Source organism: Paenibacillus beijingensis, from assembly GCF_000961095.1.
Classification (GTDB): Bacteria; Bacillota; Bacilli; order Paenibacillales; family Paenibacillaceae; genus Paenibacillus_O; species Paenibacillus_O beijingensis.
In genome coordinates this window covers 4,263,444-4,279,945 of record NZ_CP011058.1, presented here as the reverse complement: position 1 = coordinate 4,279,945, position 16,502 = coordinate 4,263,444, and the positions used below count along the sequence as shown (strand labels likewise).

General features: G+C 58.7%; 13 protein-coding genes. 5 read left to right on the top strand and 8 right to left on the bottom strand.

The genetic code is table 11. From position 1 onward, the window contains the following. Positions 1 to 300 precede the first annotated feature (300 nt). Both VN24_RS19285 and VN24_RS19280 read right to left on the bottom strand, forming a co-directional pair. Positions 301 to 3,393 (bottom strand): AAA family ATPase, encoded by a 3,093-nt coding sequence (locus VN24_RS19285; RefSeq protein ID WP_045671745.1) that lies wholly within the window; start codon positions 3,391 to 3,393, stop codon positions 301 to 303. Then, entirely contained in the window at positions 3,390 to 4,559 is a 1,170-nt protein-coding gene (locus tag VN24_RS19280) for an exonuclease SbcCD subunit D (RefSeq protein WP_045673474.1), read from the bottom strand. The genes VN24_RS19285 and VN24_RS19280 overlap by 4 nt, the downstream gene beginning before the upstream one ends. A gap of 359 nt (positions 4,560 to 4,918) precedes the next feature. Between VN24_RS19280 and VN24_RS19275 the strand changes: the two genes are divergently transcribed. After that, entirely contained in the window at positions 4,919 to 5,800 is an 882-nt protein-coding gene (locus tag VN24_RS19275; RefSeq protein WP_045671744.1) for an NAD(P)-dependent oxidoreductase, read from the top strand. A gap of 171 nt (positions 5,801 to 5,971) precedes the next feature. Here VN24_RS19275 and VN24_RS19270 read toward each other — a convergent pair whose 3' ends face one another. Further along, entirely contained in the window at positions 5,972 to 6,367 is a 396-nt protein-coding gene (locus VN24_RS19270) for an MmcQ/YjbR family DNA-binding protein (protein WP_045673473.1), read from the bottom strand. Positions 6,368 to 6,452: 85 nt separating this feature from the next. Continuing rightward, complete coding sequence (locus VN24_RS19265; RefSeq protein ID WP_045671743.1) at positions 6,453 to 7,886, bottom strand: class I SAM-dependent rRNA methyltransferase; 1,434 nt, start codon at positions 7,884 to 7,886, stop codon at positions 6,453 to 6,455. A gap of 871 nt (positions 7,887 to 8,757) precedes the next feature. Here VN24_RS19265 and VN24_RS19260 point away from each other — a divergent pair. Continuing rightward, positions 8,758 to 9,729 carry a Na/Pi cotransporter family protein gene (locus VN24_RS19260; RefSeq protein ID WP_045671742.1) on the top strand — a complete coding sequence of 324 codons (972 nt, stop codon included), beginning with the start codon at positions 8,758 to 8,760 and terminating at the stop codon, positions 9,727 to 9,729. A 42-nt stretch (positions 9,730 to 9,771) separates the two neighbouring features. Here the strand turns inward: VN24_RS19260 and VN24_RS19255 are convergent, their stop codons facing one another. From VN24_RS19255 to VN24_RS19240, 4 genes are all read right to left on the bottom strand, one after another. After that, complete coding sequence (locus VN24_RS19255) at positions 9,772 to 10,209, bottom strand: NUDIX hydrolase (RefSeq protein WP_045671741.1); 438 nt, start codon at positions 10,207 to 10,209, stop codon at positions 9,772 to 9,774. Between the two features lie 187 nt (positions 10,210 to 10,396). Then, positions 10,397 to 11,749, bottom strand: coding sequence for a tRNA (N(6)-L-threonylcarbamoyladenosine(37)-C(2))-methylthiotransferase MtaB (mtaB, locus tag VN24_RS19250; protein WP_045671740.1), 1,353 nt, complete (start codon positions 11,747 to 11,749; stop codon positions 10,397 to 10,399). A 5-nt stretch (positions 11,750 to 11,754) separates the two neighbouring features. After that, positions 11,755 to 12,537 carry a 16S rRNA (uracil(1498)-N(3))-methyltransferase gene (locus VN24_RS19245; protein WP_045671739.1) on the bottom strand — a complete coding sequence of 261 codons (783 nt, stop codon included), beginning with the start codon at positions 12,535 to 12,537 and terminating at the stop codon, positions 11,755 to 11,757. 258 nt (positions 12,538 to 12,795) lie between these two features. Further along, positions 12,796 to 13,677 (bottom strand): LysR family transcriptional regulator, encoded by an 882-nt coding sequence (locus tag VN24_RS19240; protein WP_045671738.1) that lies wholly within the window; start codon positions 13,675 to 13,677, stop codon positions 12,796 to 12,798. Positions 13,678 to 13,812: 135 nt separating this feature from the next. On the opposite strand from VN24_RS19240, the gene VN24_RS19235 reads away from it, so the two are divergent. From VN24_RS19235 to VN24_RS19225, 3 genes are all read left to right on the top strand, one after another. Next, the gene (locus VN24_RS19235; protein WP_045671737.1) at positions 13,813 to 14,712 is read left to right on the top strand and encodes a DMT family transporter; all 900 of its coding nucleotides are present in this window, start codon (positions 13,813 to 13,815) and stop codon (positions 14,710 to 14,712) included. Positions 14,713 to 14,870: 158 nt separating this feature from the next. After that, a complete protein-coding gene (locus VN24_RS19230; RefSeq protein ID WP_045671736.1) occupies positions 14,871 to 15,161 on the top strand; it encodes an ArsR/SmtB family transcription factor in 291 nt (96 codons plus the stop codon). A 136-nt stretch (positions 15,162 to 15,297) separates the two neighbouring features. After that, positions 15,298 to 16,497 (top strand): MFS transporter, encoded by a 1,200-nt coding sequence (locus VN24_RS19225; RefSeq protein WP_045671735.1) that lies wholly within the window; start codon positions 15,298 to 15,300, stop codon positions 16,495 to 16,497. Positions 16,498 to 16,502 lie beyond the last annotated feature (5 nt).

Sequence of the window (16,502 nt, the reverse complement as noted above, 5' to 3'; positions counted from 1 at the left end):
ACTGACTAGTAGATCGCTCCAAAAAACCTTCCGATGATCTAACGGAACTCCGTGCTCTTATTTTGCATGAATGAGCCCATTTGGATATCTAACGGAATTCACAGCTTTTAATCGATTTAGAATGGTATCTTTTCAGACAGAAAAACAGAAATAAGGTCCGATACTTCCGTTAGAATTTCAAATCGAACGAAATGAGCTGAATAACGTCCACTGCTTCCGTTAGGAGCCAAGAACAACCCGTAATAGTATCGGTTTTTTAGTTCAACTGATATTAGATCAAGCTCACCGATTTTACCGCCGTTATTTCAAATAAATCGCCGTCCGGCTGTGGCCTTCCTTCGTCTTCTTCACTTCCAGTACGGCCGGAAACGCCTGTTTCAGCTCCTGCACGTGGGAGATGACGCCGATCATCCGGCCGGCGCGCTGCAGATCGATCAGCGTAAGAATCGCCTTGTTCAGCGATTCCTCGTCCAGCGACCCGAAGCCTTCGTCGATAAACATCATTTCGATGGAAATGCCGCCCTGATGCGCCTGGATGACGTCCGTCATGCCGAGCGCGAGCGCAAGCGACGCATTGAATTTCTCGCCGCCGGACAGCGTCTTCACGTCCCGGTTTTGTCCCGTATACGCGTCGTAGACGTCCAAACCGAGGCCGCTCTGCTTGCCTCTTGTTTCCAGGCGGCCGCTGCGTTCCAGCACGAACTGCCCGTTTGAAAGATCGCGCAGCCTTTCATTGGCAGCATGCAAAATCTGCTCCAAAAATTCGATCAGGATGTACCGCTCGAACGAAATTTTGAGCGGATTGTCGCCTTTCAGCATCGCGTACAAATCGGCGACCTCCTCAAGCCCGGACTCCAGCTCCGCGCAGCGCTTGCGGGCGTCCGCGATCGCGGCGCCGAGACGCTCGGCGCTGCCCGCAAGCAGCGCGGCGGTCCGGAGGGCGGCATCGGTCTCCTCCAGCTCGCGCTTCGTTGCGGCGAGCTCCGCGCTGAGCAGCTCCACATCGATCCGCTGCTTGCCGGCCAGCTCCCGTTCCAATTCCCGAACGGCCTGTGCCAGCGCTGCTGCCTCTGTCCGGTACGCCTCGATACTCTCCCGGCCGGCCTGGCGCTCCCGCTCGGACAGCTTCGCTTCCTTATAAGACTGATTGCCGCCGAACCCGGCAGCCGCGAGCTCGGATGCAAACCGCTCGGCGGCCTGAAGCGCGCTTTCCTCCGCTTCTCCGAGCCGGGCGAGCAGCTGCGCGGCACTCGCCCGCTCCTCCGCCTCCGCCGTCCGCGCCCGCTGCAGCCGCTCGCCGGCTTCCTTCCAGGCGGCCTCCAGCGACTGCGACAGCCGCTGCTGTTCCTGCAAGCGGCTTCGCACAACAGCGGGCGAGCGCAGCCCATCCGGAATCTGCTCCAGCTCCTTGTCCAGCAGCGACTTCTTCGCCGCCAGCTCCACCGCATGCTGCTGGCGCAGGCCGAGCAGCCGTTCCTTCTCGGCCCCGGTCCGTTCCGCCCGCTCCTCCAGTGTCTTTCTCTCCGCGCGCAGCCGGCTCAGCTCTTCGCCCTGTGCCTTCAAGCGGTCGATCTCCGCGCGCAGCTGCTTGCCTTCATGCTCCAGAAGGGAAAGCTGCCGCTCCAGCCCATCCGGCACAATGCCGTACCGGTCCATAACGGCGATACCGCTTTCCCAGCCCTCGCGGGACGCGGCCGCCTGCGCCTTCGCCTCCTCCAGCTCGCGTTCCGCGTGGCGCAGCCGCTCCTTCGCCTGCTGCAGCTCTTCCCGCGACGGCACCGCTCCGCCCGATTTCGCTTTGCCCGGATGCTGCACGCTGCCGCAAACCGGGCACGGCTCGCCCTCATGCAGATGGGCGGCAAGCGACGCCGCCTGGCCTTCGATCCAGAGCGCCTCCATGCGGTCCATCTCCGCGCGGATGAGACGCGCCGCCCCTTCCCTTGCGCCGGACAGCTCTACAAAACCGTCCAATCGTTTCTTCAGCTCGGTCAATTCCTTCAGCAGCCTGTACTTCTCGCCCATCGCCGAGCGCAGCTCCAGCTTCTCCGGCAGAGCAGCCGCTTCCGCCTCCAGCTTGGCGGCCGCTTCGCTGCCGGCGCGCAGCACCTCCCGCAGCCGCCCCAGCTCCTCGTCGCGCGCCTGCAGCTGCGCCTCGAGCTGCCGCTGCTGCGCGCCGAGCCGCTCCAGCTCCGCCTGCCGCTCGCCCAGCGTCTCCACGAGCGGCAGCAGGCCGCCGAGCCGCTCCAGCTCGCGGCCGGCTTCCCGGCGCTGCGGCTCGCGCGCTTCCTCGGCGCGGTAAGCCTGCTCCGCCTGCGCAAGCGTCTTCGCGGCCGCCTCGGCGGCAAGCCGCTTCTCCTCGTGCCGGACGCGGCACATCCGGGCTTCCGCGGCCGCCTTATCGGCCTGCTCCTCGTACGGCTGCAGCCGCGACGCCTGCTCCGCAAGCGCGAGCCGCCGCTCCAGCGCTTCCAGCTCGCTCTTGCGCTCGGCAAGCCGGGCAAGCTGCCGCCGCTTGCCGTCAAGCTCGTCGAGCCGCCCGTTCAGCACAGCCGCCTCGTGAACGCGCAGCTGCCGGGACTCGACCTCCGCCGCAAGCCTCGTCTTGCGCGCCTCCGCAATCCCCGAAACTTCCCGGTAATAAGCCGCTTCGGCGGCAAGCCCTTCCATCACCTGCAGCGCGCTCCGGTGTTCCTGCCCGAGCGCGGCGGCAAGCGCGCTCTCCTCCCGGAGCGGCAAGCTTTCCTCCGCCTGCTGCAGATGAAATTCGACTTTGGCGCGGCTTTCTTTGACGGCGTCCGTCATCTCCCGGTGCTTGCGGTGAAACCGCTCCTCCAGCTTGCGGAACAGTCCCGTCTGGAACAGCCGCCGCAAAATATCCTCCTTGTTCTCCGTATCGGACGTGAGCAGCTTGCGAAACTCGCCCTGCGGCAGCATCACAATTTGGCTGAACTGCTCCCGGGTCAGCCCGACGATCCGCTCCAGCTTGGCGTTGACGTCCGACACCGCAAACCGGTCGACGCACGGAACCGGTTCGCCGCTAGTCGTCTCGTACAGCTCGGCCTTGCCGCCGGTCTCGCTTTTGTTCGTCCCTTTGCGGTGGGCGAGCTGGCGGAATACGCGGTAGGAGCGCACCCCTACCGAAAATTCGAACTCAACGGACGTGTGCGTCTCGTCGTCGGCAAAATGGCTGCGCAGCATCCGCGTTTCCGAACGGTCTTCTCCGCTGGCGGATCCGTACAGCGCAAAGCAGATCGCGTCAAAAATCGTCGTCTTGCCCGCGCCCGTGCTGCCCGTGATGACGAACAGCCGCGAATCCCGCAGCAGCCCGAAATCGACCTTCTCCGCGTCGCGGTAAGGCCCGAAAGCGGTCATCGTCAGCGATAGCGGCTTCATACGGCTCCTCCTTCCGTACGCAGGAGCTCCGTATAAACTTCCGCGAACAGCTTCGTCTTCCCTTCGGACAGATCCGCTCCGTTCACTTCCCGGTAAAACGACGCGAACAAAGATACCGGGTCCGTCTGGGAGCGGCTTTGCGCCTCTGCCTCTGCCGCATCCTTATCGCCGCCCTGGGCGCGCATCGTCATACGCCGCTCCACATGCAGCGCGTTCGGATAAACCGCCCTTACTTTTTCCATCGGAAACAGGACGGGGTTGTCGTTGAGCAGCGTCACAAAGACGTAATCGTTGCAAGGGGAATGGCTCTCCAGCTCTTCGATCGAAGCCGAGATACGGCGCATATCGCGCAGAGGCACAAATTCTCTCTTTTCCACTGCCGCCCTGCCGTCCTGGTCCAGCTCCACGATCAAATAGCCTTTGCGGTGATTCTCCTCGGAAATGGAATATTTCAGCGGCGAGCCGGCGTAGCGGACCGTCTCCTGCGCCACGTAATGCGCCTGGTGCAAATGGCCGAGCGCCGTATAATGAAACGGCTTGAAATATTCCGCATGCACATGTTCCGCTCCGCCGACCGACAGCGGACGCTCCGACTCGCTCGTGTTCGCCTGCGGCAGGCCGCCCGGCGTCACGAACGCATGTCCGACCAGCACGTGACGCGCCTTCGGGTCCATGCCAGCTGCAATTTTAGCCGTCACCGCCTTCATGGCGTCGTCGTGGGTGCGGATATCCTCATCCCCGAACGTATAGCGCACCATCGCGGGGTCCGCGTAAGGCACAAGGTGAAAATGCACCTCTCCGTACGCATCCCGCAGTACCGCGGGCCGCATGTCCGCTTTCAGCTGCCCGGCGAGATGGAGACCGCGCCTCTCCATCATTTTGGCGCCGAACTGGAGCCGGTCCGGACTGTCGTGATTGCCCGATATCGCCAGCACCGGCGTTTCGAGCTCCACGACGATCTTCTCCAGCAGCTCGTTCAGCAGCTCGACCGCCTCAACGGGCGGTATCGCGCGGTCGTACAGGTCGCCCGCAATGACAACCGCATCGGGCTTCTCTTCCGCCACCGCCGCCGCCAGCTGATTGAGAACATGACGCTGATCCTCGGTCATATAGACCCCCTGCACCAGCTTGCCGAGATGCCAGTCCGCCGTATGTATAAATTTCAATTCGCCCCACTCCTTCATTGCCGCTTGCTTTTCATTGCCCCGGTTCCATCCATTCAATAAAACCGCCAATATTGAACATATGTTCTTATACCATATCATTCGTTGCCGGACGCCGCAAGAGTGCTATATTTCTCAGCGCAGCCAGCATTTGTCTCAGGACGCGCAACTTTCTCCGCCTCATCAGCACAGAACTTCGACGGTTCTTTTGTTGTTGCGGGTTTTTCCATGCACTGGAACCATCGTTCCTAAAGATGGTAGACTTTAAGAATCGATAGTTTCCCACAGCAAGACGCACTTTCTAAAGAGAACGCAAAGGTAAAAAAAACGGCCGACGACGGCCGGGAACGGAGGGATGCAGGATGAAAGCAGCTGTAGTAGGACTTGGGAACATGGGGCTGCCGATGGCAAGCAATCTGCTGAAGGCGGGCTTTGAAGTGAAGGTATATAACCGAACGGCGTCCAGAGCGGAGCCGCTTCTTAAACAGGGGGCGCGGCTTGCGGAAACGCCGGCCGATGCCGCCCGCGGCAGCGATATCGTGCTGACGATGGTCGCCGACGACGCGGCCGCCGAACAAACGGCGCTCGGCGAGGGCGGCGTCCTGGAGGGGCTGAAACCGGGCGGCATTCATATTTCCTCGAGCACGATTAGTCCCGACTGCTCCCGCAAGCTGATGGAAGCCCATGCCAAGGCGGGACAGCATTACATTGCCGCCCCCGTCCTGGGACGTCCGGATGCCGCCGAGGCCGGCGCGCTTAAGATGCTTGTCGCGGGACCGGAGGACGCCAGAGCGCAAGCGATGCCCTTCTTCGAGGCAGTCGGCAAAGAAATATTCGTCATCGGCGACAAAGGCCCGCTCGCGAATGTGATGAAGCTGGCCAACAACTTTTTGCTCGCATCCATGCTGGAAGCATTATCGGAAGCGCAGGTGATGACCGGCAAATACGGCATCGCGCCGGAAACGTTCATGGATGTGGCCAATTCGTTGTTTCAGTCGCCGGTTTACCGCAATTACGGCGGCTTGATGACCGGGCGCAGCTTCGATCCCGCCGGCTTCAAGCTGAAGCTCGGACTGAAGGATGTGGAGCTGGCGCTTTCCGCGGCGGAAGCCGTAACCGCGCCGCTGCCGCTCGGGAAGCTTGTCCGAGGCCATTTCCGCGAAGGCATCGCACGCGGGTGGGGCGAGCTGGACTGGGCCGCGCTTATTCAATGCGTGGAGGTCGCGGAAGAGAAGGAGAAGTAAAGTTTTTCAATGCATCATAAGCCCGAATGTCCGGTAATCGAAAAACGAGGGTGTCCATAAGTAATCACACGAATGAGCTAGTCCTAAATAAGACACAAGAGGACCTCCTTTTTCGCTGGCTTCAGCGGAGTCGGTGGTCCTTTTCTCGCTAAACCTGCGACTGTGCAGGTATTATCGATCGAAATCTGCTTCCGGTCGCAGCTCTTTCACCAGCCGTTTGGGCGCGGCCCGCAAATACGCTTCTTTGAGCAGCTCGCCGAGCTCAGCCCAATCGAACGGCACGTCTTTTCGGGTTGACACCCACCCGTGATGACCGATGTACGGCGTTTTGACGAACCGGCCCTGCAGCAGCAGAAATTCCTGATTTTCGCGGTCCGACTTGAACGACAAGCCGGGCCCGTCTTCATTTTCGCCCATGATGATAAACGATTTGCCTTTCACTTTAAAGGTTGTATGCCCGAAACCGTCGATGATTTCCTCCGTTTCCGGCAGCGATCCGCAAATAAGCCGCACTTGTTCCAGCATGCACAGACCTTGCTCCGATTTGATCCGGTTATCGTGTTCCATGAGCGAATCCTCCGAAACGATATTATTGGACGAAAAAAATAGACCCGCAAAACCGTACATCCGGCCAAGCGGGTCCACCGATTAATTACATGCTTCTCACTTCAAACACGGCAAATTTCAAGTAGTTCCCTTCCGGAACGCCGAGCAGCTGCGGATGATCTTTGCCCGCGGCGCGCCATTCCACAAGCCGCAGCAGCTTGCCGGCATCGGCCGCCGCCTCACGGATCGTTTCCAGAAACAGCTCCGGCTTCATATGGTACGAGCAGCTCGCGGTTACCAAATATCCGCCCTCGTTTACCAGCTTCATGCCGTGCAAATTTATGTCTTTGTATCCTCTGCAGGCGCCGGCGACGGCGTTTTTCGTTTTGGCAAAAGCGGGCGGGTCGAGCACGACGACGTCCCACGTCCGCCCCGCAGCGCCAAGCGGCTTCGAGGTGTCGGCCCCTTTGCCGCCGGCTGCGCGCAGCGAGCGCTCCTCGAGCCCTTTCACCTGGGCGCGCAAATAATCGAAGGCGTCGCTGACGACGAATTCGACACGGCCTTCAAAGCCATTGCGCGCCACATTGCGCCGCGCGGTCTCAATCGCATGCTCGGAAATATCAAGACATGTCACCTTCTTTGCCCCGTACTTGCACGCATGCAGCGTGAAGCTGCCCGTATGGGCGAAGCATTCGAGCACGGTCGCGCCGTCCCAATACGGGAACGTGACGATTTTTCCGTTGGCGTTCACGGGCACAAGAACCGAATCGCCAGCCGCCTCGGCCTCCGTCGTACCGGCTTCCCCGCGGCCTTGGAGCGCCGCCGCTCCTTCCGGCAGCTCCGACGCGGCACGCCGCTCGAGCCGGATGCCGCTGAGCGAGCCCCATCCGGTCATCAGCGGAGCGATCGAGGCGCGGTTTTCCCTCTGGTCGTAGAAATAGCCGGTTTTCTGGCCTTCCACGAGGTCGACCTCCATACGCAGCCCGTTTTCGACGATTTCGACGATGCGCGGGCATTCCCCATACAGCACGCCGGTCGTCTCCTCCAGCCCTTCCAGCTTGCGTACGCCGACGTCGCTGCGCTCGTATATGCCCCGCGGCGCAAACACGTCCACCAGCGCTTTCACGATTTCATCGCGGCGGACGTCCAGTCCCAGCGTCAATATTTGCACAACGAGAATTTCGCCGAACCGGTCGACGATGAGCCCCGGCACATAATCCGCTTCACCGTAAACAAGACGGCAGTCCTTATCTTCCACGAACCGCCGGCGGTGCTGCTGACAGTCTCTAAATTTTTCCGCAAAAAAAACGCTGTCCAGCGCGTCGACCGGCTTGCGGGAAACGACTCTGACCGTAATTTGCGATGCCGGATTCCAATAACCCGTCGCCAAATAACGGCCGTTTGCCGCCAATATATCGACCAGATCGCCCGCAGCCGCCTCGCCTTCCATCCGCTCGATCTCATTCGCGTAAATCCAGGGATGGCCCTGTTCCAGTCTTTTTTTGCGGCTGCGCTGCAAGATGACTTTCGCTCTTTCCAACTTTACACATTCCTTCCCGCGCCGCTGCCGGCAAGCACTGCGCCCTGCTGACCGTTCGGCATTCGGCGCTTTCCGCCTACCCGCGCGCGTTTCGATTTCGGTTATTAATGGTGCGGACCCGGCGATTATTCAACAATATGGGCTGTTTCCCCGTACTGTCTGCTTCCCGTACTGTCTGCTTTCCGTCTTGTCCGCTTCCTTCCGCCGACCGGCGATAAGGGGATACAACTGGCCTTCAGTGCCGGGCAGTCTTTGCAATTCGGGCTTCGGCACACACGCAGTTGCACTGCATATCCGCTGTCGGTTTTGGAATTGTTTTCGCTTACAACGTCAGCACCCTGACCCGCCGGACAAATCCAGCGACCCCGAGCTTCTTCATACGGCCAGTTGCCAGCTTGCCTGGGCTTTTTTTGCGATTTCGCCAGGCTGACGCCTAATGCGAAGCTGTACCGCCGTTCAAATGCTGCAATCACTCTGCACCGAGGGGTGATTGGTGAAAAAGCATGCGATTTTACATCTTTTTTCTTTTTATTTATCGATTGCGTGACAATTCCTGCAACAATACATTTTTTCGCCGGCCTAATCGCATGTTCAGGCAATATAAGCCCGGTAAGCCTGTGCAATTGCAGGCTTTCCCTCTCGACATGCGATTTTGGCCGATAATTCCTGCACAATTGCAGGTTTGCGTGGAAGGGCCTCTGACTCCGCTTTGCCAACTACGGAATCGGAGGTCTTTTCATCATATTTGGGCTTGCTCATTCATGTGTACACTTATGAGACAACCTCCTGTTGCTTGTCATGCCTGTCCCCTCGTCCGCATATTTATCAGTACGGACGCCTCGCGTTCATTTCGAGCAAAGGAGCTAGAAACATGATCTTTGGCACCATTGCCCCAATGCTGATCGGCTTTGCCGTCTTTATGATCGGCATGAAGCTGATGGAGATGGCGCTGCACCGTTCGGCGGGCCCTTACCTGTCCAGGCTGCTGCACCGTTTCACGGCCACGCCGCTGCACGGGCTTGCCGTCGGGACGGCCACCAGCGCTTTCCTGCAGAGCAGCACCGCCGTCACCGTCATTGCGATCGGCATGGTGAACGCCGGTTTGCTCACGTTTCCCCGGACGCTCGGCATTGTGCTCGGCACCAATATCGGCACTTGCCTGACGACGGAGCTGATCGGCCTCAATTTGAACAAGCTGGCGCTGCCGCTGCTCATGGTATCTCTCGGGCTGTGGCTGATCACCGCGCTGCTTGGAGAGATGGAGCTGCTGCGCCGGCCGGTTGCCCACCGCCGCCTGCATCCGCTGCGCAGCTTCTCGCTTGTGCTCGGCGGCTTTGCCCTGCTGCTGACCGGCATGTCCGTCATGCAGAGCATCGGTCCCGCCGTGCAGGCAAGTCCGCTGTTCGGCTGGTTTATCGGGCGCTCCGGCGAAAGCATCCTGTGGGGACTGACCGCAGGAACGGTGCTTACCGCGCTTGTTCACAGCAGCGCGGCCGTTATCGGCATGGTGATGGGATTGTGCGCCATCGGCGCGATGCCGACGGAGCTTGGCGTCGCCGTCGTGCTGGGCGCGAACGTCGGCACATGCGTTACCGCCGTCATCGCATCCATCGGCGGCACGCAGGCCGGCCGATACGTGGCACTGTTCCACGTCGGACTTAATATCGGAGGGGCGCTTCTGTTCGCGCCGTTTACCCGCGAGCTCGCCGCAGCGGCCGCCTGGTTCACTTCGGCTCCGGCGGGCCAAATCGCCCATGCCCAGACCCTATTTAATATTATTAGCTCCCTGCTCGCCCTGCCGCTCTGCTATTTCCCCCGGATGTTCCGTCTTCGGACAGGCTAGGACGGCCGGGAAGAAAGGCTCGCGCGTTCAGCAAATGAAGCTTCAGCTGCCCTTCACTTCAACGCCGAGCAGCTTGAGCGCGCCCGCTACAATCCGGTCGTTATTGTCGTAACCGGACTGCCGCTGGCGGCGCCACGCTTCTTCGGGGGCAAACCAGTCGACGCCGCGGATTTCTTCCACCTGCGCCTGCAGCGATCCGCCGGTCGCTTCGACCAGGTAATAATGGACTTCCTTATCGACCATCCCTTTTTGCTCGTGGCGATACGTATATTTAATCTGGTCGATCGGCTCGATAATGATGCCCTGCATGCCGGTTTCCTCGGCAATTTCGCGCAGCGCCGTCTGCTCGACCGTCTCCCCCGGCTCCATCTTGCCCTTGGGCAGTGAAACTTTGCCGTAACGGTCCTGGATCAGCTGAATTTGCAGTCCTTTGTCCGGCGTTCGCCGAAAAACGACACCGCCTGCTGAAATTTCCTTCATACTCTCTCTTCCTCCCCCTGCAATCCTTCCAATCCGTTCCTCTTTTCAATATACAACAAGGATTCCGCTTCCGGCCAGTTGCGCCGGGATTCGGAACCCTCGTCAGTTTCGCCGCTTTGTTTGCAAGCGGCCGGCACTTCACGGCATGCTGGGGACAGAACCGAATCCCCGGCGGCAATATCCTGCGCTATACCGCAGAAGCCGCCGAGGCTCCGCTTCCTTCCAGCACGCGCACGAGCCGGCCGCGGCATTCGTTAACGCCCGCTTCGGTAATGTGCACGCGGCACAGCTGACCGATCAGTGACTCCGAGCCTTCGAAGACGACCTGAATGTAGTTATCCGAATAACCCATCAGCAGGCCCGTTCCCGGCGCTCCCTTGTAATCGCGTTCGGGAATGACATCAAGCACTTGGCCGACGTAGCTGCGGCCGTATTCCAGCTGCATGCTTTCGGACAAATCGATCAGCTTGTGAACGCGTTCGTTCTTCACTTCTTCGTCCACCTGATCGTCCATCCGGGCAGCCGGCGTGCCGGTCCGTTTCGAGTAAGGAAATACGTGCATTTCGGAGAAGCCAAGCTCCTTCATGAACCGGTAGCCCGCTTCGAACTGCTCCTCGGTTTCGCCCGGGAATCCGACGATGACGTCGGTCGTGATCGCAACGCCGGGCATCGCCTTTTTCAGCTCCCGCACCTTCGCGGCAAATTCCTCGGTCGTATATTTGCGGCGCATCCGTTTCAGCACGGAATCTTCGCCGGCCTGAAGCGGAATGTGCAGATGACGGCACATTTTGGAAGAGCGGTTCAGCACGTCGATCATCTTATCGTCGATCTGGCTCGCCTCGATCGAGCTGATGCGGATGCGCTCCAGCCCCTCCACTTTGTCCAAATCCCAAAGCAGGTCGGATAAGCGGTAGTTTTCCAGGTCGTCGCCGTACCCGCCCGTATGGATGCCCGTCAGCACGATCTCCTTGTAGCCGGCGGCCACAAGCTGCTTCGCCTGCTCGACGACGCTCTTCGGATCGCGGCTGCGCGAAAGGCCGCGCGACCACGGAATAATGCAGAAGGTGCAGAAGTTGTTGCATCCTTCCTGGATTTTCAGAAATGCGCGGGTGCGGTCGGCAAAGTCCGGCACGTCCAATTCCTCGAACTCCCGCGTCTTCATAATGTTGCGCACCGCGTTCACCGGCTGGCGGTCCCGCCGAATTTGGCCGATGTAGTCCATCAGCTTGTCGCGGTCCTGTGTGCCGATGACGAGATCTACGCCCTCAATCGCCATAATTTCCGCCGGGGACGTCTGCGCATAGCAGCCCGTAACCGCAATGACGGCATCGGGATTGCGGCGGATCGCCCGCCGTATAATTTGACGGCTCTTCTTGTCGCCGGTATTGGTGACCGTACATGTGTTGATCAGGTAAACGTCCGCCGTCTTCGTCTCGAAGTCAACCTGCTCGTAGCCTTCGTTTTTGAACAGCTGCCAGATGGCTTCGGTATCGTAAAAGTTGACTTTGCAGCCCAAGGTGTAAAATGCGACCGATGGCATCTTTATCAATCTCCTCCCATTTCTCCGGATTCGTACATGATGCATGCGAGGCCGACCAGCCCCGCCGTTTCCGCGCGCAAGATTCGTTTGCCGAGACCGACGACCGTTGCGCCCGCCGCTTCCGCCTCCGCCGCCTCTTTTTCCGTAAACCCGCCTTCGGGTCCGACGATCAGCAGCACTTTGACTGCGTCGTCTGTTGGAAAGGCCGAGCGGTCGGCGGCTGCCTGAAGCGCGCTGCGGATTCCGGCTCCGGCCGAACCTTCCTTCTCATAACAAAACAACGTCAAATCGTATTCGCCGGCAAGCGCAATCAGCTCCCGCCACGAATAAACGTCCGCGACGAGCGGCACGCGGCTGCGGTGCGACTGTTCGGCCGCCTCTTTCGCAATCCGCTGCCACCGCTCGATCCGCTTCGCTTCCTTGCGGGCGTCGTACTGGACGATCATCCGCTCCGACTGGAACGGAACAAACGCGAAAGCGCCGATTTCCGTCCCTTTCTGGATGACGAGCTCCATCTTATCGCCTTTGGGCAGCGCCTGCGCGATCGTGACCTGCCACTTCGGCTCGCGGTCCGCCGGCAAAAGCTCGACAATGTCCGCTCTGACCTCGCCGCCCGCGGAACCGATCTCCGTGACGCTCACGCGCGCTTCCCGTCCCGCGCCGTCGCTGACGATCATTTCATCGCCCGGCTTCATCCGCATGACGCGGGCCGCATGGCGGGCGTCCTCCCCGGAGAGGACGACCTCCGTATCGAAAAATTGCTCCCGGGGCACAAAATATCGCTGCATCGGTTTGTCTTCCCTCTTTTGATTCCCTAATTCGTTAAAGTTCAACATTCATCATACACGTTTTGGACGTTAAAATCCACGCCAAACCCGATATGAGCGCTCCGAAAGCGGTGTAATGACGGCTTTCTCAGCTTCCGGCCGCCCCGTCCGCACCCGGGCCATGACGGAAAATAGGCGCACGGTGTCCGCACGACATTCAGGAGGCGCTTCGATCGGAGCTCAAAACGCATTGTTCCGGCAGAAGCACATGGCTCCGGCCTAAGAAGCGCTCTGATCCGGCTGACCCGCCCGGATACCGAGCTGCTCGACAAACTTCCGAAAGGCGCAGGTGAAAAAATGATCGCGCCGGTATATAAAATGAACGGTTGCAAAGCGGTATTTGTCGGGAATTTCAATGACGCGCAGCGCCCCTTCCTCCTCCCGCTTCCGGATCGTCGACCGCGGCAAAACGGAAATTCCGAGACCAGCGGCCACCCCGCCTATGATCGCTTCCAACGAACCGAACTGCATAATTTCGGGAACCGTTCTCCGTTCCTCCTTCAGCCAGCTTTCCAACCGCTCGAGATGATGGCAGCCGGCTCCGAAAAACAACAGCGGCCTTATCAGAACTTCCGCCAGCTCCTCCTCACCGGGCTCGGAGACGAGCACGATTTCCTCGTGAAAAACGGGCAGCTGCTCGAGCTCGGGATGCTGGACCGGACTGCTCACAAAAGCGCCGTCCAGCTCGTGGCGGATCACCTTCTGTATCAGTTCGGTTGAATAGGCGCTAAATAAGGAAAGCTTCACATCCGGATACTGCTTGCGGTAATCCAGCATCAGCGGCGGCAAATGGACGGCGGCAGCCGTTTCAATCGAGCCGAGTTTAATGAGACCGCTCGGAATATCGTCGTTCATCATCTCGCTCAGGGCGGCGTCCAGCAAAAACAGGATTTTATCGGCATATTTCAGTAAGCTTTGGCCGGCTGCCGTCAACGTCATGCCGCGTTTGCTGCGGTGAAAGAGCGGCTTTCCCAGCTCAAGCTCCAGCTGCTGGATTCGGGCGGTCACATTCGACTGAACATATCCGAGGCGACAGGCGGCTTGCGTAACGCTCCCCTCGCGCGCAACGGCCTGAAACACTTTCAGCTCTCCGCTTTCCATAACATGTTCGAGCTCCTCATCTATCACAAAATATGATGTTAAATATCTTTTGTTTTCATTTTACATGATGGTATTCAGATTGTACAATCAAGAAAACGCATAACAAATAACGATGCACAGAAGGAGCGCATGACAATGGCAAAAGTTTGGGGATCGATCATATTGGTGACGCTCATTTGGGGCTATACATGGGTTACAATGAAAATCGGGCTGGAATATATCCCGCCCTTCCTGTTTGCGGCGCTTCGCTTTCTTATCGGAGCGGTTCCGCTGCTCCTTCTTCAATTGGCGCTTAAAAAGCCGCTCCTGCCCGCCAGGCGGGACTGGATCCCGATCGGCACGATGAGCGTACTGATGTCGCTCGGTTATTCGGGGCTCTTAATGTACGGCATGCGCTTTGTCAATTCCGGCCAAACGTCGGTGCTCGTCTATACGATGCCGATTTTCGTGACGGTGCTCGCCCACTTCTTTTTGAAAGAAAAACTGACGGCCACGAAAGGAATCGGACTTGCCTTCGGGTTCGCGGGTCTCCTGTTCATATTGGGGCCGCAGCTGCACCGGTTCGCGTTCGATCAAGCATTCATGGGGCAAATCCTCATTTTGCTGTCGGCCTTAAGCTGGGGCTGCGCCAATATTTTCAGCAAATTGAAGTTTTCGAATTACGACATCATGAAGATGACGTGCTGGCAGCTGTTACTGGGAGGCGTTATGCTGCTTGTCATTTCTGCGGCTGCAGAGCCTTGGAGCAATGTCCAGTGGACGCTGCCTTCCGTCTCATCGCTGTTGTTTAACGGCATTTTCTCAACCTCCGTTACCTTTGTCGCCTGGTTTTGGGTGCTCGGAAGAATTGAAGCCTCTACCGCTTCCATGACGCTGATGACGGTTCCGATCCTCGGTCTCTTTTTCGGGTGGCTGCAGCTCCATGAACAATTGACTGCGAATATCGCGGCCGGCGCTTTGCTCATTTGTCTCGGCATTTTCTTCGGAGCCCGCAAGCGCGCGGCAAAACAAGTTCCGGCACAGGGCCGGCTCTGATGATCGGCACCGCTTGAGGCAAATCCTTCCCTGCTTAAATAAGCTGAACCGATTATGACCGCCTAATTTTTGGATTGCGTGTTTACTTTCGCGGGAAGGTATGCTATCTTTAATTCTACATTTATCGAAATAATAATTGCGGCAAGGGTGAGGAACTGATGCTCGAACACGTTACGGACCAAGCGGGATTAAAACAAGCGGTCAAAGTATACAAAGCACTCGGGGAACCGACCCGGCTGAAAATCGCGCTGTTGCTGACCGAGGAACGAAATTTGTGCTGCACCGATATCAAGAGCAAGCTCGAATCGATCGCCGGCTCGACGCTGTCTCATCATTTGAAGCAGCTAACGGATTGCGGCCTGCTGGAGCAGCGCAAGGACGGAACGTACGTCTTTTTCAGCGTGAACCGCGAGGTTGCCCGGAAGTATGCGCCGTATTTGCTGGATTAGCCGTATACCATGTAATATCCATATGCATGCAAACGCCGTATACCTGTAATCGCCGTGTATGCGGGATCGCTTTTGATTTCTATTTCTATACTTTTAGAAATATAAAAATAATGAGTGGAGAGAAAGGAGTATCACAATGAAGTCGAACATGTGGAAAATTTACATGCTTGCCGCGGTCAGTTTTCTCGTCGGAACGTCGGAGTTTATTATTGCAGGCATTTTGGATAAGGTTGCGGACGATATCGGGATTTCGGTATCCGCTGCCGGACAGCTCATTACCGTTTTCTCGCTCGCTTACGGCTTCGGGACACCCGTCCTGATGGCCGCGTCGGCCCGTATGGAGCGGCGCAAGCTGCTGCTCTACTCACTTGGCTTGTTCATCATTGGGAACGCAATCGCGTTTGCGCTGCCGGGCTTCGGATTTGTAGTCGCATCCCGAATTATTATGGCTCTTGGCGCCGGCGTATTCGTTGTGACGTCATTAACGATCGCGTCCAATTTGGCTCCGCAAGGCAAGCAGGCGAGCGCCATCGCAACGCTTGTAATGGGCTTCAGCTTCTCCCTGATTATCGGGGTTCCGCTCGGCAGGGTCATCGCTTCCGCCTTTAATTGGACGACGGTCTTCGGAGCCATCGGCGCATTGGGACTGCTCGCCATGCTCGCGATCGCACTGACGATTCCGCACACGAAGGGTGAGGAACCGGTGCCGCTGCTCAAGCAGCTGGCGCTGCTGAAGGATCCGAAAATCGTCGTCGCCCTGCTCGTCAGCTTCTTTTGGATCGGCGGTTATTCGATCGCCTATACGTACATTTCGCCTTTCCTGCTCACCGTTACCGGTATGAGTGAACAAACGGTAAGCGCGGCGCTGTTCGCATTCGGCATTGCCAGCCTGATCGGTTCCCAATTGGGCGGGTACAGTACCGACAAATGGGGCGCTTCATGGACGCTGACCGGCGGCATGCTGCTGCATGCGGCGACGCTTGTGCTGCTGTCGCTGGCGGCACAATCTCCGGCTGTCGTATTCCCGCTGCTCATGCTGTGGGCGTTCTCGGCCTGGTCGTCGGGTCCGACCGTCAATTACAATCTCATTACGCTCGCTCCCGAGGCTTCCGGCATCCTGCTCAGCTTGAACATGTCGGTTGTGCAGTTTGCGATGGCCTCCGGCGCGGCCCTCGGGGGGATCGTCGTGCAACAGGCTTCGCTGACGTCCATCAGCTGGATTGCCGCCGCAGCCGTCACCGTTGCGGCAGGAACAGCCGCCGCTTCGCTGAAAATATCTCAAGCAAGCCGCCGGAAAACGGAAGAGAAAAAATTGCGCGAGGCTGCCGGCGCTTAAACCGT

Excerpts from the sequence above, each read along its gene's own strand:
- VN24_RS19260 (WP_045671742.1), top strand. The coding sequence starts at position 8,758 with ATGATCTTTGGCACCATTGCCCCAATGCTGATCGGCTTTGCCGTCTTT.
- VN24_RS19255 (WP_045671741.1), bottom strand. The coding sequence starts at position 10,209 with ATGAAGGAAATTTCAGCAGGCGGTGTCGTTTTTCGGCGAACGCCGGAC.
- VN24_RS19230 (WP_045671736.1), top strand. The coding sequence starts at position 14,871 with ATGCTCGAACACGTTACGGACCAAGCGGGATTAAAACAAGCGGTCAAA.
- VN24_RS19225 (WP_045671735.1), top strand. The coding sequence starts at position 15,298 with ATGAAGTCGAACATGTGGAAAATTTACATGCTTGCCGCGGTCAGTTTT.
- VN24_RS19285 (WP_045671745.1), bottom strand. The coding sequence starts at position 3,393 with ATGAAGCCGCTATCGCTGACGATGACCGCTTTCGGGCCTTACCGCGAC.
- VN24_RS19245 (WP_045671739.1), bottom strand. The coding sequence starts at position 12,537 with ATGCAGCGATATTTTGTGCCCCGGGAGCAATTTTTCGATACGGAGGTC.
- mtaB (WP_045671740.1), bottom strand. The coding sequence starts at position 11,749 with ATGCCATCGGTCGCATTTTACACCTTGGGCTGCAAAGTCAACTTTTAC.
- VN24_RS19270 (WP_045673473.1), bottom strand. The coding sequence starts at position 6,367 with ATGGAACACGATAACCGGATCAAATCGGAGCAAGGTCTGTGCATGCTG.
- VN24_RS19275 (WP_045671744.1), top strand. The coding sequence starts at position 4,919 with ATGAAAGCAGCTGTAGTAGGACTTGGGAACATGGGGCTGCCGATGGCA.
- VN24_RS19235 (WP_045671737.1), top strand. The coding sequence starts at position 13,813 with ATGGCAAAAGTTTGGGGATCGATCATATTGGTGACGCTCATTTGGGGC.
- VN24_RS19240 (WP_045671738.1), bottom strand. The coding sequence starts at position 13,677 with ATGGAAAGCGGAGAGCTGAAAGTGTTTCAGGCCGTTGCGCGCGAGGGG.